Origin of the sequence: Snodgrassella alvi, assembly GCF_002777855.1 — a bacterium.
GTDB lineage: Bacteria > Pseudomonadota > Gammaproteobacteria > Burkholderiales > Neisseriaceae > Snodgrassella > Snodgrassella alvi_E.
This window is the reverse complement of record NZ_MEIK01000029.1, coordinates 159,119-185,190: the sequence shown is the minus strand read 5'-3', so window position 1 is coordinate 185,190 and position 26,072 is coordinate 159,119. Positions and strand designations below refer to the sequence as shown.

Sequence of the window (26,072 nt, the reverse complement as noted above, 5' to 3'; positions counted from 1 at the left end):
GCTCAATCAACCATTGTTTCATTAAAAAAAACCGGATTGAATAAATTCTTCAATCCGGTTTTTTTATTCAACTTCATCATTCTGCTTCGGCCAAATAACCACGTAATTTCTGCATTGCTTTAGCTTCAATCTGACGAATACGTTCGGCAGAAACACCATATTCACCTGCCAGATCATGTAAGGTTAATCCGCCATCATCCGCAAGCCAGCGACTTTCCACAATATGACGGCTGCGTTCATCTAATTTGGCCAGAGCTGTTTGCAGACCATCAGTCTGTAACGCGTAATGAGCTTGCTGAGCCAGTACCTGTGTTGGTTCGTTAGAACTGTCTGTTAACCAGTCTATCGGTGCAAAATTATCTTCATCATCATTTTCAGCCAGTAAAGACATATCCTTACCAGTCATGCGCTGTTCCATTTCCAGCACTTCTGACAATTTTACGCCAAGATCATCTGCAATGGACTGGGCTTCTTTATTACTTAAAGCGGCCATTGATTTACGCATGCTACGTAAATTAAAAAACAGTTTACGCTGGGGTTTGGTGGTAGCTACACGTACTAAGCGCCAGTTACGTAAAATAAATTCATGAATTTCTGCTTTGATCCAATGTACCGCAAACGAAAATAATCGTACGCCCCGGCTAGGCTGAAAACGTTTTACGGCTTTCATCAAACCAATATTGCCTTCCTGAATCAAATCAGCCTGATTCAGGCCATAACCATCATATCCACGTGCAATAGAAACCACTACACGCAAGTGTGACAGAATCAATTTTTTTGCAGCCTCTAAATCTCCTTCGGTCTGGCGTACCGCTAAATCCTGTTCTTCCTCGGGAGAAAGCATAGGAATATTATTTACGGTATGAATGTATTGCTCCAAACTACCATGCCCAGTCGGCACGGGTAATGCAAAAGCTGTATTCATGCCTATCCTTTCTGTTCGTGTTAGGTTATTGCTATTAATGTAACTGCAACACATTGTTTGTTACCTAAAAAACAATCAATAACCCAACTAATAATTTATCATTGTAATTAAAATAAGAATGTACTTCAATCACTATTTATGAATTGTTCATCATTGGTAAAATAATGTATTTTATCAATTTCGATTGTATATTTTAATGATTATACACATCAGAATAATTTATTCAACAACGATAACGTCTAAAAACATAGATTATTAATAATAAAATCAAGCCAATAATAGCTAAGGGCCAGCTGCTACCCAGCCACATATAGGGTGTAATGCCCCTGTAGCCGTAAATTTTACCTTCCAGCACACCTGCTGTATCCGGTTTCAGATGTGCGACAATCTGACCTTTGGGATTGATAATGGCTGTCATACCGGTATTAGTGGCTCGAACCATATAACGACCTGTTTCCAATGCCCGAGCCTGAGATTGCTGCATATGCTGTTCCATAGCATGGGAGTGTCCATACCAAGCCATATTACTTACATTGGCCAGCATACTGGCCTGACTGGCCGAATTAATGATTTCATCACCAAAACCATCTTCATAACATATATTAAAGGCTACACGCTGGTTAGCCAGCTTTAAAGGTGCTTGAACAGCACCACCGCGAGAAAATCCGGCTAGCGGCATATCCATCCAGCGATACAACCAGCCCAGTAGAAAAGGCAATGGAATATATTCTCCAAATGGCACTAGGTGATTTTTCGCATAATAAGGTAATCCACTGACGGATAGTGGGGCTGTAAAATTTACTACCGAATTCAGATAACCTGATCCATCGGCGGTATACTGCGGAATACCAACTGCTAAAGCAGAGCCATTGTTTCGCGCTAGCTGGGTAAATACAGCTAGCTGCTTTGGTGACATATCCTGCCGCATTACTGGAATAGCTGTTTCGGGCAGAATAACAATATTGGCGTGCGTACTGTTTATCAGGTCAAGATAACGCCTAAGTGTTGGCTGTAAAGATCGTTCATCCCATTTAAAAGATTGGGGAATATTACCTTGTGCTAAAGCCACTGATGCATGCGTACCGTCAGGCTGAGTAAACTGACAATGCAATAAAACCGCACCGAGCAGCCACACACTCAATACGCTGATACTAAACCCTGTTTTAGCCTTAATTGATTTAGCCAGTAACAGCTCTGCTAACCATGAACCAGTGGCAACAGTAAATACGGTAACCAGAAAAATTCCGCCTAAAGGTGCAAAACCAGCTAAAGGTGAATCAGCTATCTGGCTATAACCCCATATGCCCCAGCCGAAACCGGTCAGTGCCCTTTCCCGTACGAATTCTGCCAACGCCCATAGCAACGGTAAAATTATTGCATGACGAACGCTACGAGAAATTCTGAATTTTCCGAGTAGCCAGAATACTAGAGCAGGATAAACAGCCAGATAGGCGGGCAGCAGCAAAGTTAATGGCCAGGCCATTATCTGCGGTAAACCAGCTACATCATGCAATGCAATATCTATCCAGTAGAGTAAAACAGTATAGGCTGTGAATGCCCAAAGATATGCTGAACGAACACGCCATTGTGGCCGTACTGATTGTAAAATCAGCAATATGGCCAATAAAACAGGTAAGAGCCAGAAATGATAATAGGGGGCATAAGCAAAAGGCACCAGAGCAGCAGATAAGAATAAAAGTGGCCAGTACAGCCAAGGTTTGGCTAAAACAGCACCATATTTGAATTCATAAATAGGCTGTGCCGACTTATCCTTTTGTTTGGTCACTTCTATCTTCTCCAGCGTTTTAACCGGTTTAGTAGATACAGATTTTTATAATCACTACTGACTTTAAACTCGTATTGTAGCGATAAGCAATACAGAATAAATATCTGTTTACTATAATCTGTTATGGTGGGTATCCACGCAATCAGACTGGATTTATTATTCCTTCCAATCTTGAAATATATGCAATACAGATAAAATTTCATATAGTTTAAGCTTTAACCTAATCTGTTTTATGAATGAGTACTATTTTTTACCGTTACCATTAAAGTCTGCAGACGCCTTGCATCGGCACGGGCAACAGTAAAATTTAATTTTCCAATAGTAATTTTTTCGCCACGTACCGGCATATGACCCAATTCTTGAATCACCAAACCTCCTATGGTATCAACTTCGTCATCTGAATAATCGGTACCAAAAAATTCGTTGATGTCTTCTATTTCGGTTACTGCATTAACGCGAAAACGTTCAGCTGAAACTGCGAAGATATTGTCGGCACTATCATCTTCATCAAATTCATCCTCAATATCACCTATGATTGGTTCAATCACATCTTCAAACGTCACCAATCCAGAAGTGCCACCATATTCATCGACGACAATGGCCATATGATTCCGTTGTTCACGAAATTCCTTGAGTAATGTATTCAGGGATTTTCCCTCTGGCACAAAGACAGCCGGTCGTATTACCTGTTCTAACTGAAAATGTTCGCTTCTGCCCCAGTACTTAAGCAAGTCCTTAGCATGTAGGATACCCAAAATCTGATCTTTATCTTCTCCGATTACGGGGAAACGTGAATGAGTGGTGTCAATAATATACGTAATTATTTTATCCAGCGGATCTTCAATTTTGATTACATCCATCTGGCTACGCGTTATCATTGCATCACGCACTTCCAGATCAGCAAAATCCAGCACATTTTCCAGACATTGCAATGTATCAGCATCAAAAACCTGCCGTTCATGTGCTTCCCGTAACGTTTGTAAAACTTCAGCTTCAGTCTCTGGAGCCTCTCCAGAGATACGATTTACCAGTCGCTCAAAAAAACCGGGTTTCGACGAACTTTCGTCCATAATCAATATTCATCCTGTGCATATGGATTTGCATATCCTAACTGATGCAGGATACGGATTTCAAGCGCTTCCATAATTTCTGCTTCTTCATCTTCAATATGATCATAACCCATCAGATGCAAGACTCCGTGGACTGTCAGATGAGCATAATGCGCTATCAGTGGCTTTTGTTGTTCAGCAGCTTCTTTCTCAATCACCTGCGGGCAAAATATAAGATCCCCATTCAGCTCTCCTTTATCCGGCATAAATATATTTTCACCCTCATTTAGTGCAAAGCTTAATATATTAGTCGCATAATCTTTGTGCCGATAATCATGATTAAACTGGCGTGCTTCTGTTTCATTGCATAAAAGAATAGCAATATTGGCACGTTTAAAACTATTTTTGCAGGTTTGCCATATCCACTGACGCCATTGGCTTAGTGTAGGAATATTTTGTGCATCACTGTGATTATCAAAATGTAAACTGAATACAGCATTTAAATGCTGTAAAAAAAGGCTTTTTTTGGCAACTTTCATTTAATCATTTTTGTATCCTAATACGGATATTTTAGCAATTTCGGCTGGGAAATGCATTACTCTGCAATTTTGATTAGACTGTGAACTGAATCTTTATCAATGAATTCAAGATAGGCTTGCATGTTTTTAAGATAAGAAGATTTCAAAACAAGTTGCCAGTGATATCAAATAAATTGTTGTCAACTCAGGCTTAGTCTATAAACAATTACAGAAGTAATATCACGTAGTATGTTTTTAATATTGCTGAAAAGAAATCATTTTTTTAGTCTAAATGCAATCTGAGACAACTTTGAATCACTATTATGAATTCATAAACAATATATCCATCTGGATTCAGTGATAAACGCTAAAGTAAAATAATAAATCCATAAGTAGATTCTGCTTTGAGATAGGAAACATGAATCTACTTATGGTTAAAGATATCTAGCAAATTGATTATGCCAGAAGAGGATATGAAGTTATAAATGGGTTACTTCAGACATGAACTTATTTAAAGTATGGCTATAATAGGCTACCGCCCTGTTTAAGCTTTATAAACAGGGCTGTATGCTGAATTTTCTGTTATCGTAAAATATCCACAATGCTGCGGGCAGCACGACGAGCATCCAACAAAATCAAACCTAATTTGGCACCTTCATTAGCTGTCACAGCCAGTACATTGGTATCACCTGCTTGAATCAGCAGAATATAACCATGTTTACCCTTTACCATAACTTGCTCCAGTTCATCACACTGTAATTCACGTGATGTGCGGTTACCCAGAGCAAGCAAAGCTGCCGCCATTGCACCAACGCGATCCGGATCAACACCATTTGGTAACAAGGTTGCTACCGGCAGACCATCGGAGGAAATTACAGCAGATGCGGTAATGTCAGCCGAGGAGCTGTTTAAATCGCTTAATACCGAAACCAGTAATTGTTCTTGCATCTTGATGTCTTTCTATTGATGTTATTCATTTACCACATGAATGTCTTCACCAGCCAATACATACAGGCCACGTACCATAGTGACGAAAGCCTCACTGTTGAGTAATGGCAATCCGGCAGTGACCAAAATATTTTTGGTATTCCCTATATATAAAGGGAAGAATGTTAATTCACTCTGACCGGCAGGATCACATATCCCGATAGCGTTGTTGTATATATTGAGGTTATTTTTAATCAGCAGGCTGTGTTTTTCAGTCAGCCGTGTTGCCTCGCTGGCCAGATTGGCCACTTCTTCGGCAGTCTCATGATTAAAACCGACATTAGCAAAATAAAAACCATCCTGATCAACCAGCAATGCCTTATGGCTGTCTGACAATTGACCCAGAATATCTTCGAATCCATCTGATGTTACCTTCACCAGCTGTGAGCTGGGTTTGGCTTCACCATATAAAAATTCCAGACGTTGCAAGCGATATAATAAATTCAATGCAGTATGAACATCATCTGTCTCAGCCCATTGCTTTAAACGCTCTTCAGTTAATTTGGCGTTTATGTCTGCCTGCAGAATGTTAGCCAGTAACATACGGCTTGCACTGTGACTAGGGCTAGACACTGCATAAAATGCACCAGCCGGCATCACTTTTGGATATAAATCATGATGTAACTGTAATGTAGAATCCATACTGACTATCCTTCCAATCCCGGATCAATGGAATACAGCATAGCAGTAACCAGTTGTTTCACGTCATCTTCATTGCGTGCATCAACTTCAAACACAGGTACATTTAGATTGTGTTGTGCCAGATACTGCTGATAAACATCCACACCTGGCTGTGGATTTAAATCCATTTTGGTCACACCCACAACGACTGGTGCATCTTCCAGCAAATCGTGAAAAGAAGTCAGGAAGAATTTCAAATCTTTCAATGGATTCTGGCGAGTATTATCCAGTAACAGAATTAAACCCATACTGCCCTTACTCAGAATACTCCACATGAAATCGAAGCGTTCCTGACCTGGGGTACCATATAGATGAACTTTGGTATTATCGTCCAATCGAATAACACCATAGTCCATGGCGACAGTAGTATAGCCTTTTCTGTCCTGAGTCATGTCCGACGCACTGGCATCTGTCTGTACCGGAGGATCATCCGATAATGCAGCGATAGCAGTTGTTTTTCCCACCCCAACCGGGCCGGTAAAGATAATTTTATTTTCAACCATGATTACTCCCTGCTTAGGTATTAATTGCCACGCAAGCGACCCATCAAACGTGCCAGTAAACCTTTCGGCTTGTCGTCATCGCTTTCATTATACTCTGACGTTGGTGCACCACCATCTGGTTTGGAAACCTTCTGTGGTGCTTTCCGGGTCAGAACCATTTCTTTTTCCTGTTGCGCAGCAGAATGAGTCAGCGGCTGCTCAATAATCAGGGAACCAATTGAATAAGTAGCAGCTATGTAGTTCAGGACATCTTCCAGAGATACGGGCAACAACTTGTATAAAGTGTTGAGTGCTACGGGCGTACGTACCAGAAAAGCGGATAGACGCATGGCTTCAGGTAAAAACGCCAGACGAGTCATATTCGGCCAAGCTTTCAGCTTGATGATTGTATCTGGTGTAATCGGATCGATTAGGCGGCCGCGAGCTGTCCAAATTGATAGCTGCCATATACAGGACTGTAAGGTAAGTTTAGCTTTGTCATGCAACTGTGCGGTAGGTGCGGAAGCTGGAACAGTTTTAGTCTGCCATTCTGCATCAGTCTGCATACACAATTGTTGTAAAGCATCATTATCAACAGCCAGTAATACTTTTTCAACACTTGGAAACACAATCAACACAGGTTTGTTTTCAAACAGAATTGCAGTATCTTCTGATTGCTGTGCCAGCTTTTGCACCATGCCCAGCAATGTCCCTTTTGTGTGAAAACGTACTACTGATACGGCTTGCTGAGTATGTTCAGACGCGTTGTGCTGCTCTAGTCTCTCGGCAGTTACGGTTTCCTCGCTGGCCGTTTCCTTGTGTGCAGCAGCTTTATCGGCCAGCCAAACACCATTGCCCTGCTGTAAATTACGCAGATGTTGAAACAGGGTATCGAATCTGATGGGTTTCATCAGATAAGGAGCAGTAAATGACGGCGCATTACGTCCGAAAAATACGACTACAGCTTCAGGATATTTCTTTTTGGTCTGTTGCCATACTTCTTCACCATCGGCTGTGTCACCATCTACCAGAACCAACTCGGGTTTGAGGTTATCTTCAGGCTGTATCAGCTGATAGTTAACGCTATTGTACATTTTGAATGCCATGCGCAACATGGCTGTCTGGCGATCATCCACATTGACGAGCAAAACATAGGCAGTTTTTACTTTAGGTATTGAATTGTTCATCATTGATTTTGCACACCACCGTGGTTAATACGTTTCAATAATTGACTCATAGCCAGTACAACTTCCTCAGGCGGGGTCTGAATTTCAGCACGGATAACCTGTAACATTTTTTCCAGACGTGTCCATTCTTCTGCACGTTCGTATAAGTCAAATAAAGTAATGTAGAGCTGGGACTCCTGTGGATAAAGCAGAACTGATTTTTCCAGTAAATCCATGGCTTCATCAAATTGACCGAATGTAAGCAATGATTCCACATCACGCAATACGCGTTCGGCCGGTGTTTCAGCCACATCATTATCTGAAGAAGCCTTATCAACCAGTGATAAACGCTTGGCCTTCAGTGCACTGCTATTCATGGGTAGATAACCCTGCGTTACCCCAATATCACGCAGTACGGTTTCACTAGGTCTGGTTTCTAACTGCTCAAACATCGGATGTTGTCCAAGGCTATAGCCCCATCCAAGCATACGCTCTTTTACGACATTACCATATTGACCAAGCGTATAATATAAACGCCATAAATGCTGAGCGAATACATTAATATTATTGTGTCGGTAATCCAGCACCAGAGCATCAATAATCAAACCCGCCGGTTTTTTGGATGTTTTGATGGCTTTATTCAGACAGCGGATAGCAGCATCGTAGGGCAACTGCTCTTTCAACAGTCCGTAGCTGTTTTCCGGTTTAGAGAAGCTTAGCAGTACGTCACGCTCATCCCCTCTAATTTTAAAATTACCAACATTGCCTTCGACTAACAATTCATGCGGCTGTTCGTCGGTGTTTGACCCATTATTGGCTGATTCAACCGCCGGCTGTATATCTTCAGGTTTTTTATCCTGATTGATTCCGACTTCTTTTTCAGTTTCCTTGACATCCCACTGCAGCAAGTCTTCGGCCAGAACACGCAAACCCAGATGATTTTCATCCAGCGCAAGCCCCTGACGAATCAGATTTTCTAGCTCAGTCCGATTTAAACACTTGCGGTACAGATCAATGACTTCGGCAAGTTTGTCGGTATTTTTGGCTTCCAGACACAGTCCAGCCAGCTCGTTGACCAATGTATTGGCCATTGCTGGGCTTAACTGGTCGGCATTCTGTTCCAGATAGGCAGAGAGTGAGTCTGCTGCTTTCTGGAAATAGCCAAACTGTTTGTAAACTTTATATTCAGTCAGATGATCCACAGTAGCAACAGATACTGTGGCTTTATCCGGCCTAGTTGGCTGCCAGTCCCAATCGTCGCCATCAAGTGCTTCTGCTGTTTCTTGTGCTGCAGGTGCCGTCTGAGCATCTACAGTTTTACTTCCAGTTTTTTTCTTACTTTTGGAAGCAGACTGCTTTTTACGAGCAGTATCTTTACTTTTAGCATGGTCGCCCGCTTTCTGACGCTTTTTCAGAATAAGCAATGCAACCAGCAATATGACTAAAAGGGTAATTGGTAAATATAATTCCATAATTTACATCCCTTTTACGATTATCTGCCAGAAGCATGAGCGCATGGTTAAATGCATGTTTTTCATTTACGGTAACGCTTCACATACAATTGTCAATACTGTAACTATTTTACCTTAGCTTGCATTTGTTCGCCAGATTTTTATTTGACCTGGGGCAGCATTCCGTTAGGTAACAGTTGCCATACATAACCAGGGTATTTCATTTTACCAGCTAATGCGCCGGCTTCATCGCCATAACCCCAGAAATAATCCACTCTCACAGCACCGTTGATGGCACTACCGGTATCCTGTGCCATCAAGAGCCGGTTTAAGCCGAAACCATTGGCTGGATGAGTGGTAGCGACAAACAATGGAGCGCCTAGGTTGACAAAATGACTGTCTACGGCAGCGGAATAGCCCTTAGTCAGTGGAACACCTAATGCACCGGTAGGTCCGCTAGCCGGCTCTGCTGTGGCTCGGAAAAAAACGTAGCTCGGATTCTGACCCAGCACTTCGGCTAGTTGCTGTGGATGCCGCTGTAACCATGCTTTGATACCTTGCATTGAAGTTTGCGCAAGTGGCAAATATCCCTTGCCGGCCATATATTTACCAATGGAAACATATGGGTAGTCATTTTTGTCAGCATAACTGAGACGCAGCATTTGTCCATCTGGTGTTTTTAATTGTCCGGAACCCTGTACATGTAGAAAGAATAATTCTACTGGATCATTAGCGTAACCCAGAATGGGGGCTTTGCCATTGAGGGCTCCGGCATTAATCTGTGCCCGAGTGTAATAAGGTACCAGCTGGCTGCCGCTGATTCGACCTTTTAATGCCCGTGTTTTCTCATTGAGGGGAAAAGCAGCCAGATTGGCAGTGTAATTACCGGTCGGTGTGATGACTCCGCTGTTGGGTCCGGTGAGGCGAATGCGCACTATCCCCTGACGCTGGCCGCTTGTAAGCGGTACGACAATAAAGTCATTGGGGATGCCGTAAATTGGAAACCGTGCCTGAGCTGTTTGTTTAGTATCGCCCTGTAGCATAGGTTCGTAATAACCAGTAACTGTGCCGGCGAGTTGTCCATTCTGACTGACCTGCCATGGCGTGAAATAGCTTTCAAAAAAAGCTTTTGCTTGATGATTGTGTCTGCCTATTCGGGCAGCTTGCTGACATACCGGCTGCCATGCAGGCTGCATTTGCAGTTTGCCGCAGCTGGTTTTGAATGCTTCTAGGCTGTCTGCAAATGATTGGTCTGACCATTGGGGCAAATCGTGATAATTAACGACGCGATAGCTGACACCAGCTTTCCCCGGTGTGAAGACGTAACTGGGTGGCAATGGCTTGCCGGGTGCAATAGCTGGGCCACTGATACCGGACAAAATTTTATCTGTCGGTTTGTGTGTGATGCCACAGGCTGCAAGACATAAAACGCTAAACCACAATAGCCAATGACGTATTGAGCTAAATTTTATTGATGGTTTCATTTGGACATGTTCTTGTGTAATGAATGGTACAGATTCTTACCGTATTTTTATTATTATGACAGTCCTTAGCCCTTTTGAACAAGGGTAAGCAGGTGGTGGTAGCTGTTGTGAATATGTGCTAGAGCATCAATTCAGGCTGAACACTCTGTTACAATAGCTTTTTTAGCCAAATCAAATATCTTGCCTACGCCATGAGTAAACCTTCCCTGACACCGATGATGACGCAATATATGGCCATTAAGGCCGACCATCAGGACAAGCTGTTGTTTTACCGGATGGGCGATTTCTATGAGCTGTTTCTTGATGATGCAGTGCAAGCAGCTCGTTTACTGGATATTACGCTAACTACCCGCGGGCAGATCAACGGCGAGCCGGTGAAGATGGCTGGGGTGCCTTATCATGCAGTGGAACAATATTTGGCCAGACTGGTAAAGCTGGGTAAAAGTGTGGCGATTTGTGAGCAGACGGGTGAGGTGGGCGCAGGTAAAGGGCCGGTGGAACGGAAAGTTGTGCGCATCGTAACGCCTGGGACGCTGACTGATTCAGCTTTGCTGGAGGATAAGGAAACCAATCGTATGGTGGCGGTTTCTTTATTAAAAAAACAGCTTGGTGTGGCTTGGCTGTCCCTGCAAAGCGGGGAATTCCGCTGCAAAATAATTGCACCTGAAGCTTTGCCAAATGAGCTGGCACGTCTGCAGGCAGCGGAAATTTTGATATCTGACCAGACACTGGAAAAGCTCCATCTTGATGAACAAAACCGAAAATTGACTCGTTTACACGCGTGGCAATTTGCTGCTGATACAGGAGCACGCCTGATTCAACGTTACTTTGGCAGCCAGGATTTACGCGCTTTTGGTCTACAGATCGGTGACCATGATGCCGCTATTGGTGCGGCAGGAGCGTTATTGAATTATGTTCAGCAGACCCAGATGCAGCTGCCAAAACATCTGGACAGCCTTACGCTGGAGCAGGAAACCACTTATATTGGTATGGATGCGGCTACGCGGCGCAATCTGGAAATAACTCAGACGTTAAATGGACAGAAAGCGCCTACTTTGTTTTCGGTATTGGATACATGCGCGACACATATGGGCAGCAGACTGCTCGCACAATGGTTGCATCAGCCATTGCGCAGACGCGGACAGATTGTGGCTCGTCAACAGGCCGTGGCAGCACTCTCTTCTCAGCGTGAGCAAATAGTGACCATGCTGAATCAGGTGGCGGACATTGAACGAATTGCAGCTCGTATTGCTATTGGGAGTGCACGGCCACGTGATTTATCAGCTTTGCGTGATAGTCTGGCAATAATGTCGGCATTTAGTTTGCAGGAGTCTGACCAGAGCTCGCTGGTACAGACGCTGCTGGAACAGTTTCCGCCTGCTGCACCGATTGCACGGCAGCTAAGCAAAGCCATCATGGCCGAACCAGCTGTATGGTTACGTGATGGCGGTGTGATCAATGATGGTTTTGATGCTGAGCTAGATGAGTTGCGCCGTTTACAGAATCATGGCGATGAATTTTTGCAGCAATTGGAAAGCCGTGAACGTGAACGTACGGGATTATCCAGTTTGAAAGTGGAATTTAACCGTGTGCATGGTTTTTATATTGAACTGAGCAAGCTACAGTCAGAACAGGCACCTGCAGATTATCAGCGTCGCCAGACTTTAAAAAATGCAGAACGTTATGTAACGCCGGAGTTGAAGGCTTTTGAAGAAAAGGTATTGAGTGCGCAACAGAATGCACTGGCACGAGAAAAACAGCTATATGATGCTTTGTTGCTGCAATTACAGGCAGAACTACCCGTATTGCAACGCTGTGCCCGCGCTGCGGCCAGTCTGGATGTGCTGGCTACATTGGCAAAATATGCGGATGAAGAACATTACTGCTTCCCTGAATTCGTAAATTATCCTTGTTTACAGATTAGTCAGGGACGTCATCCGGTAGTGGCTGCTCAGGTCAGTCAGTTTACTGCTAATGATACCCAGCTGGATGATAAGCGGCGTCTGATGTTGCTTACTGGACCAAATATGGGTGGTAAATCTACGTATATGCGGCAAGTGGCTTTGATTGTTCTGCTGGCGCATATTGGAGCCCCAGTACCGGCAGATAGCTGCACTCTAGGTGAATTTGACCAGATTTTTACCCGTATTGGTGCTTCGGATGATCTGGCCGGTAATCGTTCTACTTTTATGGTAGAAATGTCGGAAACGGCCTATATTTTGCATCATGCAACTGAGCGTTCTTTGGTGCTGATGGATGAAGTAGGACGTGGTACATCTACTTTTGATGGTTTGGCGCTGGCACAGGCTATTGCTGAACATCTACTGCAAAAAAATCGTAGCTATACACTTTTTGCCACGCATTATTTTGAATTGACCCGTCTACCGGAACAATATGCGCATGCTTTTAACATGCATCTGTCAGCACTAGAACAGGGTCAAGATATTGTGTTTTTACACCATATTGAACCAGGGCCGGCCAGTAAAAGCTATGGTATTGCGGTAGCCAAATTGGCGGGACTACCGGCACGGGCGCTGAATGCGGCTTACCGGCACTTGCAGACACTGGAGCAGCATGCGTCTCGTGACCAGGCGCAATTAGATATGTTTCAGACGCAGACAACAGAACAAGAGTCAGATGAAGCAATCCAGAGATGCACCGGTAAGGATAATCCGGCTGTTGTGATGCCAGCCGATTTATCAGTCCTACTTAATGCGCTTAATCCGGATGAATTGACCCCAAAAGCGGCTCTTACAGCTATTTATGACCTTGTATATTGCTGGCAAAATCATCTATCAAATCAGACGACATCATAAAATATGTATGAAAAATAGGTTTAGTTGTTGACTTTGTTTTGTTAACGCGTATAATGACTTTCTTACCAGACGCGGGGTGGAGCAGCATGGTAGCTCGTCGGGCTCATAACCCGAAGGTCGTAGGTTCGAATCCTGCCCCCGCAACCAGATTTTAAATGCCCTGTTTTTAACAGGGCATTTTATTTTGGCGTTTAATCGATACAAGCTATGCGTAATATCTTTTATTCGGTTATGCCAGTACTTTTCATTCCCTCCTAGACAGCTCTTTGCTCTTATTCAGGTTTTTACTGTTGGTAAACATTATCTAAGCGCTAAACTACTAAGTTTAAGTTTTATGTTTGCTCCATTCTGGATTAACTTTATTGATTTCTAGTTATTTGTATTTGTTTATCAAGAAGTATCTGAAATTTATTTAATTCTAAATTTCTTGAAAATATATATTCTTAATGGTTATTACCTCTGGCTGTAAAACTTATATTTTATTGATTTCTATATAGATATTTAGTTGATAAGCAGATTATTTATAAAAAATAATTATATTAAATTATCATTTTTATGCTGGTTACCCCACTGACACATTAAATCTAAAACGGGAACCAGAGATTTTCCCCGTTCTAATAATCCATATTCTACTTTAGGCGGTATTTGTGGATATTCTTTTCGGAATATCAGTTTATCTTGCTCCATTTCTTTTAATGTGTTGCTTAAGGTTTTATAAGATATGCTGTTGATGCGGCGTTTGAGTTCGTTAAAACGCATCACTGGCTGGTTTTCATTAAGCCAGTAAAGAATGAGTATTTTGTATTTTCCCCTGATAATAGAAAGAGTGTAGTTAAAACCACTATTTTCGAGCTCTTCTTCACTGCAATGGTGTTCTGACATCTTTTCACTTCCCTTTTGGTTAGTATCTATCTTTATTTACCGTACTTTGAATCAGTTTTTGGGTGAATTATTATATTTCGTTAATTATTAAGCTTTGGATTGTCTGTTATGAAAGAAACGCTGGTGGTTGTGGCTCATCCTGATTTAGCTTCTTCTAAAGTAAATCAATGCTGGATTAATAAACTATCTGTTTATGCTGATCAGGTAACGATTCATGATTTATATGCATCTTACTCGAGTAATGTAATAAATGCTGTGTCAGAACAAATTTTGATTGAAAATCACCGAAATCTGATTTTACAGTTTCCTATTTACTGGTTTAATTGCCCACCGTTGTTAAAATTATGGTTGGATGAGGTTTTAACATATGGTTGGGCTTTTGGGCACAACGGGCTTAAGTTGAAAAATAAAAAGGTTGGCTTGGCAGTTTCTGCCGGTATCAGAAAAAGTGATTATGCTTCTGAAGGTCGCTTTCATGCCTCATTGGAAGATATTTTAAAGCCATTCGAATTAACTATGAATTATGTGCAGGCTAATTATCAATCTGTCTTTGCTGTATATGGCGCTAATAATGAACCTGAAGCTGGTTATGGCATAACTCAGGAAGAAATTGATAATAGTGCCAGAGACTATATACACTGGATGAAAACATCTGAAATGCTGAAGTAGCTCTGATGAAGAACCAGTCTTCTACGAATATGTGTGTATAAATTTTAAATAGGGTTTTAATTTGTTTATTTGATATCTGGATAAACCCATAGTTTATGTTCATGTACTTCGGCTAGGAAAACTTCATCTAGTTTCTGTCCTAGACGGTCTAGTTCTTTTTCTAGCCATTCTTCATTATGACCCAAAGATTCAAGACTGGGGTAATTGATAACGCCGTTTTCAATCACAACGACTGCCATTGCTGGGTCACCTTTTTTTACTACGGTCATTTGGCCATTGTATTCAAACCAGACATCACTGAGCATTTCCAGACTGGTATAACCACGCTGATGGAGCAGCATAATGAAATCTCGGATGGATAGTTTGGCCTGACGGAAATTCTGTGATAGTAAGATGCCGTTTTTCATCAGTCGGATTGATGTGCCGTCGACAAAATCCTTGGCGATACTGCGTTTAAATGTGGCATAACGAACCAGTAATAACAGGCCAGCCCAGAAAATGGAGGCGCTCATGAGTAAAGTGATGCTGATGGAGGGGTTGTATAGGGGGCCGCCGATTATTGCACCCAATACGACGTTACCTACTTGATCAATAGCTGAAATCGGGGCAAGTGCACCTTTGCCGGATAAATTGATGTACACCAGCAGGATGCAGAAAGCGACCAGCATTTTGAAGATGATGTTGATGTAGATGGGATTCAAGGTGGCTTCCTTTGTCTGTGCGGTGGCTTTAGTCCAACATGATTTGCATTTTTGGTTTTTGCAATCAAGGTTTTATCGATACCATGATGTGTTTACTGTAGCTGTTATATTTGCGGCAGACTATGGTTGACACCTGTTTTTTATGGCTTATTTACATTAATTTCCTTAAATGTTCTTTTTTTGAATACAGAATTTTTCTGTGTTGGTTTAAACACAAGTATTTTTATGTCTTTTTTGTGCTGAGCTGTCTCTGTGATTTGAATATATTTTTATTTCTTCGTTATATTATATTTTCGTCAAATTGTAAGCCACCATCACAGACAGAATCCCAGTTTGCTTTGGATTGAGTGTAAATATGTATTTTTTGCTGGGGGTAAATTGCTGTATTTAGTGTGCCAGCACGCAAACGATAAATATTTGGCATACTGTCTCGTGAAGTATAGAGGTTTGATCCACATTCAGAACAGAAAAAACGGTTTACGCCATTAACTGAAAATTTTTTTAGCTTATCCCGACCTGATAGGATTGTGAAAGCTTCGCTGTTTATTTGAACCGCTGAATTAAATGCGGAACCACTCCATTTGCGGCAGCGTTGACAGTGGCAGAAGACCATTTTTTCAATTTGGTCGCTCATGGCAATCTGGTATTGGATTGCAGTACATAAACAGCTTCCTGTCAGCATATATTTCTCCAGTACTTTTCCTGTAAATTGCTATTTTTTGGTGCATTGACACTGGCACAATATTATCAGATTGACGCTAAATATTTCTTTATTGACTAGATTTTTTTGTGTGAGAGGGTTTATTTGATTCTGTAGTCGGTGATTTCTGTGCTTAATATTATTATCACTGCTAAGCTGACTGGTGTTTGTACTGATGTGTGTTTATCACCGTATCATTGTGGATTCAATCGAATGATTTGAGGCAAGAATCTTTGATTGTGCTAAACATTTTATTCGCTAGAGTGAATAAATCAGAATGTGAAATGGATCATGCTATTCGTTTTGCTTTAATTACTTTTTTCAGGTATATGGAGAAATGTTACACAACTTTTTTTGTTGTCTGACTCTCCTACCCCACAGAAAAACACCTTTTTGATTATCTCTTTCTTTGGTTTAATTAATTCAACTGAGCTTATGTGCTGTAAGCTCAGTTGTGTACTATGAAAATAAAGTAATCAGCTTTATAGACGATGGATGCACTGGTCTAAAACATTATAAAGGTTTGAAATCCTGTCCGATAAATATTCGTTTGGGATTTCCGCGCGCTATTTGATGATGGTGATGATGACGCTCTGCTTTGTGTTTGGCGTATAACTGTTGTTTCTGTTGCGCCAGTTTGTGTTGTAGCAGTAGAACAGCCAGTTTTTTATTGGTATGTTGGCTACGTGCAGTCTGGATTTTCACGCTGATACCGCTGGCTAGGTGGGTGGCTCGGACAGCCGATTCTGTTTTGTTAATATGCTGACCTCCCGCACCGGAGGCACGCATGGTGTCAAAGATAATTTCATCAGATTGATGTTGGGTAATTGTCTCGTAACATGCGGCGCCGATAAACCAGTTTTTACGTTTGTGTTTTGGGCGGTAGGGGCTGGGACAAATCCATTGAATGGTTCCCACCCACTGTTTAGCTAAGGATCTTTCTAGCTCACCATTAAGAGCAAGCAGTACTGAGTGAAGTCCATGCTTTGACTGTTCTTGCTCCAATATGTCTATTTCAACCTGAATCTCTATGGCTTCGTGTTGCAGGCGTGCCAGTGCTTTTGCTACGGCCAGACAGCATTCAGCCGGTCCGTAAGCCGCTGATAATTGTAAAAGCAGCATTATTTCTTCTCCGTTTTTACTTTATAGGTGATAACTGGTTTGAAACGGGCTATTGGCCGGATTAATTCAGCCTGTACCATGGCAGTAATGACGCTGTCGATGGATTTATAGGCCTGCGGTGCTTCTTCATAGATAAGTTCACGGTCAGCACAAATTACACGGCTGCCATGGACAGTACGGCTTAGCTGTTCGACGGTATAGCGTCGGGATAGTCTGCCTTTGCAGGCTGAGCGCTGCCATTTGCGCCCTGCACCATGTGCGAGGGAGTAAAGGGCGGTTGGGGTATCCAATGGTTGTACGAGATAGCTGTAATCGCCGCGCGAACCCGGTATCACGACTAGCCCTTGGGTAGCAGGTGCTGCACCTTTACGGTGCAGCCAGCCGCTTTCGCCATGGATGCAGGCTGCTTCGATAAAGTTGTGGCTGATGTCTGCCAGTTTTTGCCCTTGTGCACGCAGATTTGTCAGTATGCGGCGGGCAATCAGTTCCCGATTTTGCTGTGCATAGGCCAATGCCTGATTATGCTGTGTCAGATAGGATTTACCGGCTTCGCTGTCTGCGATTAAGCCCTGATGACCAAACTGCCTGATGTGTTTGTCCAGAATAGCACCACCGAGTCCACGAGAACCACTGTGTACCATTAGTTGCAGGTGCTGCTTATTTAAACCGATTTGTTCGGCGATTTCCGCTACATAAATGGTATCCAACATTTGTAATTCGGCAAAATGATTGCCTCCACCTATGGTGCCGGATGCATAGTTATGCTGTTGTAGCGGCTGTATATCTGGCCAGAGGCTGGTACATTCTGATGCACTCAGTGGCTGGTCGAGATTGCCCAGTTGTTTGATTAGTTTGGCCTGATTCATGGCATGGGTTTTAAGTGATGTTTGCCATAATGACATGCCGCAGCCAATATCGCCGCCAATCAGTGCTGGATAAATAAGTTGTGTAGTAAAAAAAGCAGCGCCGACGGGATAGCCGCGGCCGGGATGAATATCCGGCATGGCTGCTGCATAGCTGATGTCAGGTAATGTTGCTGTTGTGTGCAGCTGCTTGATAGCTTCGCCTTCTAACCACAGTTCGGGGGTGGTAATTAGGGTGATGCCGGCAGACGGCTGCTGAATAGAATTGCCCATTCTGATCCATTCCAATTTATTTTATTTAAATAATAAGCAGGCGTTGTCATCCTTGTTTATTAGAAATAAACAGGAATAACGTGCTGTAAAGAAATTGGCAGGCCGAAGCCAAGGATCAGGAGGTGATTAGCCCTGGATTGACCTGCAAGGGATAGGTAGTACAAACATAATGATTCCTTTCCGTTGCAATATGAATAATTTGATGTGTGCGGTACTTTAAATCAGCTTCTAATGGCCGTCAAATATTCAGTTGTTTTTTTCTGGTCGGCTGGTGCGTTGTGGCTGTTTCACCACTTTCAGGCTGATTCGGCACAGTTGTTGGCCTTAGTTTAAGTTTAAAAAATAATAAACAAATTGTTCATCAATCTGATAGCCAGCCTGTTCATATAGGGCTCTTGCCTTGTGGTTGTCGTTGGCGGTACACAATGAAATACCACTGTAGCCATTATCACGTGCAAATTGTGTGACGTATTGCATCAGTTGTGTGGCAATCCCTTTTTGTCTGTGGTTTTCAGGGACATATAGGTCATTGAGTATGATTGTGGGCGATACGGATAATGAAGAAAAGGAGAAATATAGCTGTACAAACCCGCAAGCTTGTTGTTGATCATAGGCAAGGAAGATGGCGGAATCCTGCTTTTCCAGTCTTTCTTGAATAAAATTTCTGCTTGCTGTCTGTTTGTCCGTCAGGCCATAGAACTGCCGATAGCTGGCAAAAAGCATGATGGCATCATCAAGCTGTTCTGATGTTGCTCGGATGATTGTAATTTGATTTAACATTAGATAATTTTTCTACTAATGTGATTTAGGGGACACATATTTTACAATAATTACCCGTGCGTTAGTTTCAATTGGTAATAATGTTTCCTGCATAAGTTGCAGTGCCTGCTCTGGACTAAAGCCACCTGAGCCGGCACCAATCAGAGGAAAGGCGACTGAAGTATAATTGCGGGTATTGACTATGTGCATGGCAGAAATAACTGAAGTACGAATTGAATAGGCACTGGCTCGCCAGAACATGTTGATACCGGCTACGTGGATAATGGCTTGATAAGGCAATTTACCGGCACTGGTTACCACTGCGGATCTTAATTTAAGTGCACCTGTTCGGCCAAGTTCGCGAAAAGGCGCATAGCCGGCTTTTTTCCTGATGGCACCGGATACCCCCTGCGGCAACAGTATCCGCTATGGAATTATATTGCAATTCCATGTGTTGACGATGACTTCGACCGGCTGGTCGAGTAAGTTTCCTAAGATAATTTCAGGCTGCATGATGAATTTCCCCTTAAAATTCTGTAAATTTTGCAGCACCATTTTATGCTGGCTGTATTGCTTTACGGTCAGTCATGTTTCTTTATCAGCAATTGGCATATTTTACCTGTCAGTTTGACAGGCTTGTGTTTAGAATAGCTCTTTATTGTAATAAATGTGAAATAAGGAAGACGAGTATGGCTCAGTTTTTTGCTATTCATCCTGACAATCCGCAGGAACGTTTGATTGCACAGGCAGCGGATATTGTACGCCATGGTGGTGTGGTTGTTTATCCAACTGATTCCTGTTATGCGTTGGGCTGTCAGCTAGGTAATAAGGAGGCAATGGAACGGATTCTGCGTATCCGCGGTATCGACCAGAAACACCATCTGACCTTGATGTGTCATGATCTGAGTCAGCTCGGTATTTACGCCAAAGTGGATAACAGTCAGTTCCGGCTGCTGAAATCTTCTACTCCGGGTAGTTATACTTTTATTTTGCAAGCCACTAAAGAGGTACCGGCGCGTACGCTGCATCCGAAACGTAAAACTATTGGGTTGCGGGTACCGGACAACCGGATTGCTTTGGCGCTATTGCAGAATCTGGGGGAGCCGATGCTGTCGTGTACACTGATGCTGCCCCATGAAAAAGAACCTTTAACTGACCCTTATGAGATTCGTGACCAGCTGGAACATGAGGTTGATCTGGTGATTGATGGCGGTTGGTGTGGTACAGAACCGACTACGGTAATTGATATGACCGATGGAATTGAGCTGGTGCGAGCTGGTAAGGGGAACGTTGCTGTATTTGGTTTGTAATGGACAAGCTGGTACTATGTTTTACCCACAGTGGTTGTTTATTTTAGCATCTGAAGGATTTTACCTTGCAAAACTTTGATTGGGCTTATTTTGTTCTGGCAATTCTGCCTATTTTACTGGCCATTACGCTCTCTGAAGCAGCATGTGGGTATATGGCACGTTTTTGTGGTGACCGTACAGCAGAAACAATGGGTAGGCTAAGCCTGAATCCGGCTAAATACATTGATATTGTTGGCACCATTATTGTTCCAATATTCACGATGATTGTTTTACAGGGCTATTTGATGGTTGGCTGGGCTAAGCCGGTGCCGATTGATCCACGCAATTTTAGAAACAGACGTAAAGGTGAACGTTTGGTAGCCATTGCCAGCCCGCTTGCTAATCTTCTGATGTGTCTATGCTGGGCAGTTGTGATGATTATTAGTCAGTGGGTACCTGAATATTTTCAAAAACCGATGGCGCTAATGGGGTTAATGGGTATTCGGTTTAATGCGGTATTTTGCTTTTTCAGCCTGCTACCGATTCCCCCTCAACCGGGTGCTCAGTTTATTGATAGTTTTCTCTCACCCCGCGCTTCGATGCAGTATCGAAAGCTGGCTCCATATGGAACGTGGATAATTTTATTTTTGATTATCAGTGGTTTGCTGATGTTTATTTTGCAGCCATTTATTAACTTTGTTACTTCACTAATGCTGTTTATTGTTAGTCTGTTCTAAGCACAAATTGTTTATATACTGGTAATCATACTAGCTATTAGGCCATAGAATCTTTTCTATGGCCTAATGGTTTTATATGTGAATAGTTGATTATGGTGCTTCGCTCTTTATCTGTCCTAATGTCACTCTGTCCAGACCGGCCAAATCGGCAAGCGTCTGGATTTTTCTGAATTTATACTGCGATAATATATTTCGCACTGCCTCCCCTTGATCATATCCGTGCTCGAATAGCAACCATCCATCCGGCCTCAGAAAATCTTTAGCGCCGGCAATAATGGTTTCGAAAGCACTCAGACCATTGTGATTATCTGTAAGTGCTTGCTGCGGTTCAAAACGTAAATCACCCTGCTGTAAGTGTGGGTCTTGGGCGTCGATATAGGGAGGATTGGAGACAATGACATCCACGCTGTGGGGCGCTGGCTGCGGCTGTGCCTGATACCATGAACCCTGCCCGAACCGCACTTGCGCTTGCAGCGCGCTGGCATTGGCTTGTGCGACTGCCAGTGCTTCCTCACTGATGTCTGCCGCCCATATTTGTGCATCAGGTCGTTCGCAGGCTATGGTTACGGCGATGGCACCACTGCCGGTACCTAAATCCCACAGGGTGCCCTGTGCCGGCAAATGTGCCAGTACTGCGTCGACAAGATGTTCTGTTTCTGGACGAGGAATCAGCACTGCTTCTGAAACCTGAAAACGCCGGCCATAGAATTCGCGCCAACCGAGTAGATAGGCCAAAGGTTCGCCTGCTAGTCTTCGCTGGCACAGTTGATTCAAACTTGCCAACTCGCTGTTGCTAAGAAGCTGTGTGCCATGGGCTATTATGTGGCTATGGCTTATTGTCAGTACGTGCTGGAGCAGCATGCGTGCTTCCAACCGCGGCAGACCGGAGTTGTTTAACCAAGTTTCTAGGGTAACTGGGGTATTGGTTTTGGTCATATTCTGTTACAGCCGATTTACAACAAGAATAAGGTGGCCAGCCCCAAGAAGATAAAAAACCCGCCGGAATCGGTAACTGCGGTAATCAGCACGCTGCTACCAAGCGCAGGATCGCGGCCGGATTTCTGCATACACACTGGAATTAGTACTCCAACGGTGGCTGCCAGTAACAAATTCAGCGTCATTGCTGCTACCATCACCAGTCCTATACCAACGCTGTGATAGAGAAAATAGGACACGAGCCCCATTACTGAACCCCATATCAGGCCGTTTACTAGTGCGACGCCCTCTTCTTTACGCAGCAGCCGCCACGCCTGACTGTTGCTTATCTGGCCGGAAGTCATGGCACGCACAATCATGGTGATGGTCTGATTGCCGGAATTGCCGCCTATGCCGGCTACTATCGGCATGAGGGTAGCCAGTGCAACGATTTTTTCAATTGAATTTTCAAACATGCCAATCACACGGCTGGCGATGAAAGCGGTACATAGGTTAACTGCTAGCCATATCCAGCGGTTTCTGACGGAATCGATAACGGGGGCAAACAGGTCTTCTTCTTCGCGCAAACCGGCCATGTTCAGCATGTCGTTTTCGGATTCTTCGCGAATAACGTCTACCATTTCATCTACGGTGATGCGGCCGATAAGTTTAAGGTTGTTGTCTACCACAGGTGCGGTAACCAAATCGTAACGTTCAAACGCAGCAGCGGCTTCTTCGGCATCATCTTCTGGACGAAAAGTCACCACATCATCGGCCATGACGCTGGAAACGAGTAAATCAGGGTCGGCAACCAGCAGACTACGTATGGGCAGGACGCCTTGTAGGACATCATAGTTATCGACTACGAAGATTTTGTCGGTATGATCGGGCAGGCGTTCAAAGCGCCGAAGATAGCGTAGTACCACTTCACATGTCACATCTGCGCGGATACTGACCAGCTCAAAATCCATGAGGGCGCCGACCTGATTGTCTTCGAACGACATGGCGGAGGTAATTTGTGCCCGCTCTTCTTCATCGCGGCTGCTTAAGGCTTCGTAAACAACTTCTTTAGGTAAATCGGGTGCCAGTTCGGCCAGCTCGTCGGCGTCCAGATTGCCAACCGCGGCCAACAGTTCCTGCTGCGCCATGTTTTCAATCAGAGTTTCGCGTACTGGATCCGATACTTCGAGTAATACTTCGCCGTCTTCTGTCGGGGTAGCCAACCGCCATACCAGCATACGTTCTTGTAATGGTAGAGATTCGAGCAAGGTAGCCATGTCCGCCGGATGAAGCTCATGCAGGGCGTCTATTAGCTCATTCAGGGCCTGTTTTTGTTCCGGAGCCTGCAAATAGGACTGGGTAGGAGAATGAATATGCTCAGCAACCGGTAACAGAGTCGCTACAAGCGCACAGATGTGGTCGGTATCCAGATGCAGGCGCTCCAGCTCGCTGATGTTGCTTTGGCTTTCCATTGTTGAGTCGTCCTAATTGGTGTGCACCGTAGAGCAGATGACTACGTCTGCATACAGGTAGTTTATCCTGTCACAACAGTGCTGGCCTGATATGATAAATTAACAGCCTGCTGCGGCAGGCTGTGGCTGCGGGTATTGTACACGGATTTTGAGTGTATGCGCTTGCTGTTTCAGAACTTAGCCGGTTCAAAGCTTCTTTAGGCGGCAAAGGCTTTTTATTTTTGAACGGTTTTTATCGCCGCTGGATGATTTACTAATGTTGTAGATGTGCGTGTGCGCTGTTTGTGGTTTCTATTTATCAATATTTAAAAATAAAATGTGCGCTATGCAGGGTGAGAAATGGAAATACTTAAAGAACATTTCAATGAATTTCAATATTTATTAACTGTTGCCCAAGAAAGAAGTTTTACCCGAGCGGCAAGTAAGCTGGGTATTTCGCAGTCTGCGCTTAGCCATGCGATTAAGGTACTGGAGCAAAAATTGCAAATTCGTCTTTTAACGCGAACAACTCGCAGTGTGGCGCCTACAGCTCTGGGTGCACAGATTATAGCCAGTCTGCAACCGCGCTTAGATGAGTTGGAGCAGACTTTGCAAAGTCTGGTTGAACAAAATGATAGGCCTAGTGGCTGTATCCGACTGTCTGTCAGTGAACATGCTGCTCACAGTGTGCTGTGGCCGAAGCTGAAGCCGTTTTTGAAGCAGTATCCACAGATTAATGTAGAACTGTTTATTGATAATCAGTTTGTGGATATTGTGCAGAATGGTTTTGATGCTGGAGTGCGTTTAGGGGAAAGTGTTGATAAAGATATGGTGGCGGTGAGGCTGAGTGATGATATACGCTTTGCTGTGGTGGCGACGGCTGAATATTTTGAGAAACATGGAATGCCCACTACACCGGCTGATTTGCAGCACCATCAGTGTATCAATGTGCGTTTACCTAGCGCCAATAAGTTATACCAGTGGGAATTTATTCAGGATGGCCGGCCGATGCGGGTTAAGGTAAACGGCCAGCTTACTTTTAACCAGCTACCGGAACGCATTGATGCAACCTTATCCGGATTTGGGGTGGCTTATGTGCCGGATGATATGGTATCACAGATGGTGGCCAATGGTGAGCTGATTCAGGTACTGAAAGACTATTGCCCAGTTTTTCCTGGCTATTACTTGTATTATCCAAGCCGGCAGAGGCATCCACGGGCCTTTGCTCTGATGATTGATGCTTTACGACTGACAAAATAAGGAGCGGTAATGCTCCTTATTTGGTTGGTGTGTCAGCGTCCAACTCGAGCTTGTTGCTCGGGAAGATACCGGTCACCAACTACGGCAATTTGATTAAGTGCCTGATTGATATCAGCTATATCTGTTGCAGACAACTGAATATCAGCAGCACCCAGATTTTCTTTCAAACGCTCTTGTTTGGTGGTGCCCGGTATCGGAACAATCCATGGTTTTTGTGCCAGCAGCCAGGCCAGTGCAATCTGGGCAGCGGTAGCCTGATGAGCCTGTGCTAGTTTCTGCACCAGAGCGGCAAGTTTTTCATTGGCGGCCAGTGCTTCTGGAGCAAATCGGGGTACGCGCCGGCGGAAATCATCTGCACTGAATGAGGTGGAAGCATTGATGGTACCGGTAAGGAAACCTTTACCAAGTGGACTGAATGGCACCAGACCTATGCCTAGCTCTTCGAGAAGGGGGATGATTTCTTTTTCCGGCTCCCGCCACCACATGGAGTACTCGCTTTGCAGGGCGGTGAGCGGTTGTACGGCATGAGCACGGCGAATGGTGGCGGCACCGGCCTCAGACATGCCGAAATGTTTCACTTTGCCTTCTGCAATCAAATCTTTGACTGTTCCGGCCACTTCTTCAATCGGTACGTCTGGATCAACGCGATGCTGATACAGCAGATCGATAACATCTGTCTGTAGACGCCTCAAGGAACCTTCTACGGTCTTGCGGATGGTTTCAGGATGACTGTTTAGTATTTGCTGTTTGTTGTCGTCTCCATATGTGAAACCGAATTTGGTGGCAATCACCACTTGCTGACGATAAGGTTTTAATGCTTGCCCCACTAACTCTTCGTTGAGATACGGTCCGTAAACTTCGGCGGTATCGAAGAAAGTGACACCTTGTGCCACGGCAGCCCGAATCAGCTCGATGGCTTGAGGAATGTCGGTAGCTGGTCCATAGCCATGGCTTAAGCCCATACACCCTAGCCCCAGAGCAGATACGGCTAGCCTGTTTTTACCGAGATAACGTTGCTGCATGTTTCTTTCCTTTATGTCTGTTAAACCAAAGATGTCGTTTGACGCAGCTTACTCTGTGTGTATGTGCGGATTAAGTATTGTGAT

Annotated in this window: 25 protein-coding genes and 1 tRNA gene; 6 read left to right on the top strand and 20 right to left on the bottom strand. The window is 43.8% G+C overall.

The features are described from left to right. Positions 1-76 precede the first annotated feature (76 nt). From rpoH to mltA, 10 genes are all read right to left on the bottom strand, one after another. Entirely contained in the window at positions 77-925 is an 849-nt protein-coding gene (rpoH, locus tag BHC43_RS04680) for an RNA polymerase sigma factor RpoH (protein ID WP_100141113.1), read from the bottom strand. A 223-nt stretch (positions 926-1,148) separates the two neighbouring features. Next, on the bottom strand, positions 1,149-2,678 hold the full coding sequence (lnt, locus tag BHC43_RS04675; RefSeq protein ID WP_100156718.1) for an apolipoprotein N-acyltransferase: 1,530 nt from the start codon (positions 2,676-2,678) through the stop codon (positions 1,149-1,151). 263 nt (positions 2,679-2,941) lie between these two features. Beyond that, a complete protein-coding gene (locus BHC43_RS04670) occupies positions 2,942-3,781 on the bottom strand; it encodes an HlyC/CorC family transporter (protein ID WP_100141112.1) in 840 nt (279 codons plus the stop codon). A 2-nt stretch (positions 3,782-3,783) separates the two neighbouring features. Then, entirely contained in the window at positions 3,784-4,299 is a 516-nt protein-coding gene (ybeY, locus tag BHC43_RS04665; RefSeq protein WP_100141111.1) for an rRNA maturation RNase YbeY, read from the bottom strand. 561 nt (positions 4,300-4,860) lie between these two features. Continuing rightward, positions 4,861-5,226 carry a roadblock/LC7 domain-containing protein gene (locus tag BHC43_RS04660; RefSeq protein ID WP_100091176.1) on the bottom strand — a complete coding sequence of 122 codons (366 nt, stop codon included), beginning with the start codon at positions 5,224-5,226 and terminating at the stop codon, positions 4,861-4,863. A gap of 21 nt (positions 5,227-5,247) precedes the next feature. Continuing rightward, positions 5,248-5,907, bottom strand: a complete 660-nt coding sequence (locus BHC43_RS04655; protein WP_100141110.1) for a peptidase M23 — start codon at positions 5,905-5,907, stop codon at positions 5,248-5,250. 5 nt (positions 5,908-5,912) lie between these two features. Next, complete coding sequence (locus BHC43_RS04650; RefSeq protein ID WP_100141109.1) at positions 5,913-6,449, bottom strand: GTP-binding protein; 537 nt, start codon at positions 6,447-6,449, stop codon at positions 5,913-5,915. A 20-nt stretch (positions 6,450-6,469) separates the two neighbouring features. Beyond that, positions 6,470-7,618: a hypothetical protein gene (locus BHC43_RS04645; protein WP_100141108.1), complete on the bottom strand. Its 1,149-nt coding sequence runs from the start codon at positions 7,616-7,618 to the stop codon at positions 6,470-6,472. Then, positions 7,615-9,066: a hypothetical protein gene (locus BHC43_RS04640; RefSeq protein ID WP_100141107.1), complete on the bottom strand. Its 1,452-nt coding sequence runs from the start codon at positions 9,064-9,066 to the stop codon at positions 7,615-7,617. Before BHC43_RS04640 ends, BHC43_RS04645 begins: the two co-directional genes overlap by 4 nt. Before the next feature lie 140 nt (positions 9,067-9,206). Next, on the bottom strand, positions 9,207-10,529 hold the full coding sequence (gene mltA / locus BHC43_RS04635) for a murein transglycosylase A (RefSeq protein ID WP_100156658.1): 1,323 nt from the start codon (positions 10,527-10,529) through the stop codon (positions 9,207-9,209). Between the two features lie 191 nt (positions 10,530-10,720). On the opposite strand from mltA, the gene mutS reads away from it, so the two are divergent. Together mutS and BHC43_RS04625 are read left to right on the top strand one after the other, a co-directional pair. Then, positions 10,721-13,345: a DNA mismatch repair protein MutS gene (gene mutS / locus BHC43_RS04630; protein ID WP_100156657.1), complete on the top strand. Its 2,625-nt coding sequence runs from the start codon at positions 10,721-10,723 to the stop codon at positions 13,343-13,345. Between the two features lie 70 nt (positions 13,346-13,415). After that, positions 13,416-13,492: transfer RNA gene (locus tag BHC43_RS04625), tRNA-Met, on the top strand. A gap of 387 nt (positions 13,493-13,879) precedes the next feature. Here BHC43_RS04625 and BHC43_RS04620 read toward each other — a convergent pair. After that, entirely contained in the window at positions 13,880-14,227 is a 348-nt protein-coding gene (locus BHC43_RS04620) for a winged helix-turn-helix transcriptional regulator (RefSeq protein ID WP_100156656.1), read from the bottom strand. A gap of 108 nt (positions 14,228-14,335) precedes the next feature. On the opposite strand from BHC43_RS04620, the gene BHC43_RS04615 reads away from it, so the two are divergent. Then, positions 14,336-14,896, top strand: coding sequence for an NAD(P)H-dependent oxidoreductase (locus BHC43_RS04615; protein WP_100156655.1), 561 nt, complete (start codon positions 14,336-14,338; stop codon positions 14,894-14,896). A 65-nt stretch (positions 14,897-14,961) separates the two neighbouring features. Here the strand turns inward: BHC43_RS04615 and BHC43_RS04610 are convergent, their stop codons facing one another. From BHC43_RS04610 to BHC43_RS04585, 6 genes are all read right to left on the bottom strand, one after another. Next, positions 14,962-15,597 (bottom strand): DUF421 domain-containing protein, encoded by a 636-nt coding sequence (locus tag BHC43_RS04610; RefSeq protein WP_100141102.1) that lies wholly within the window; start codon positions 15,595-15,597, stop codon positions 14,962-14,964. A gap of 280 nt (positions 15,598-15,877) precedes the next feature. Then, the gene (locus BHC43_RS04605) at positions 15,878-16,279 is read right to left on the bottom strand and encodes a GFA family protein (protein WP_100151536.1); all 402 of its coding nucleotides are present in this window, start codon (positions 16,277-16,279) and stop codon (positions 15,878-15,880) included. Between the two features lie 531 nt (positions 16,280-16,810). Next, positions 16,811-17,419, bottom strand: a complete 609-nt coding sequence (prfH, locus tag BHC43_RS04600) for a peptide chain release factor H (protein WP_100156654.1) — start codon at positions 17,417-17,419, stop codon at positions 16,811-16,813. Beyond that, the gene (locus tag BHC43_RS04595) at positions 17,419-18,555 is read right to left on the bottom strand and encodes an RNA ligase RtcB family protein (protein WP_100141099.1); all 1,137 of its coding nucleotides are present in this window, start codon (positions 18,553-18,555) and stop codon (positions 17,419-17,421) included. The genes prfH and BHC43_RS04595 overlap by 1 nt, the downstream gene beginning before the upstream one ends. 324 nt (positions 18,556-18,879) lie before the next feature. Continuing rightward, positions 18,880-19,335 (bottom strand): GNAT family N-acetyltransferase, encoded by a 456-nt coding sequence (locus BHC43_RS04590; RefSeq protein ID WP_100141098.1) that lies wholly within the window; start codon positions 19,333-19,335, stop codon positions 18,880-18,882. A gap of 15 nt (positions 19,336-19,350) precedes the next feature. Next, entirely contained in the window at positions 19,351-19,731 is a 381-nt protein-coding gene (locus tag BHC43_RS04585; RefSeq protein ID WP_218966464.1) for a macro domain-containing protein, read from the bottom strand. Between the two features lie 272 nt (positions 19,732-20,003). Here BHC43_RS04585 and BHC43_RS04580 point away from each other — a divergent pair, with 272 nt between their 5' ends. Continuing rightward, entirely contained in the window at positions 20,004-20,624 is a 621-nt protein-coding gene (locus BHC43_RS04580) for an L-threonylcarbamoyladenylate synthase (protein ID WP_100151533.1), read from the top strand. Between the two features lie 65 nt (positions 20,625-20,689). Continuing rightward, the gene (locus BHC43_RS04575; protein WP_100141096.1) at positions 20,690-21,340 is read left to right on the top strand and encodes a site-2 protease family protein; all 651 of its coding nucleotides are present in this window, start codon (positions 20,690-20,692) and stop codon (positions 21,338-21,340) included. A 90-nt stretch (positions 21,341-21,430) separates the two neighbouring features. Here the strand turns inward: BHC43_RS04575 and prmC are convergent, their stop codons facing one another. Beyond that, positions 21,431-22,276 carry a peptide chain release factor N(5)-glutamine methyltransferase gene (gene prmC / locus BHC43_RS04570; protein ID WP_100156653.1) on the bottom strand — a complete coding sequence of 282 codons (846 nt, stop codon included), beginning with the start codon at positions 22,274-22,276 and terminating at the stop codon, positions 21,431-21,433. 17 nt (positions 22,277-22,293) lie between these two features. Next, positions 22,294-23,727 carry a magnesium transporter gene (gene mgtE, locus BHC43_RS04565; RefSeq protein WP_100156652.1) on the bottom strand — a complete coding sequence of 478 codons (1,434 nt, stop codon included), beginning with the start codon at positions 23,725-23,727 and terminating at the stop codon, positions 22,294-22,296. A gap of 339 nt (positions 23,728-24,066) precedes the next feature. Here mgtE and BHC43_RS04560 point away from each other — a divergent pair, with 339 nt between their 5' ends. Next, positions 24,067-24,966, top strand: coding sequence for a LysR family transcriptional regulator (locus BHC43_RS04560; protein WP_100156651.1), 900 nt, complete (start codon positions 24,067-24,069; stop codon positions 24,964-24,966). Between the two features lie 32 nt (positions 24,967-24,998). Here BHC43_RS04560 and BHC43_RS04555 read toward each other — a convergent pair whose 3' ends face one another. Then, positions 24,999-25,988 (bottom strand): aldo/keto reductase, encoded by a 990-nt coding sequence (locus tag BHC43_RS04555; RefSeq protein ID WP_100141092.1) that lies wholly within the window; start codon positions 25,986-25,988, stop codon positions 24,999-25,001. Between the last annotated feature and the right edge of the window lie 84 nt (positions 25,989-26,072).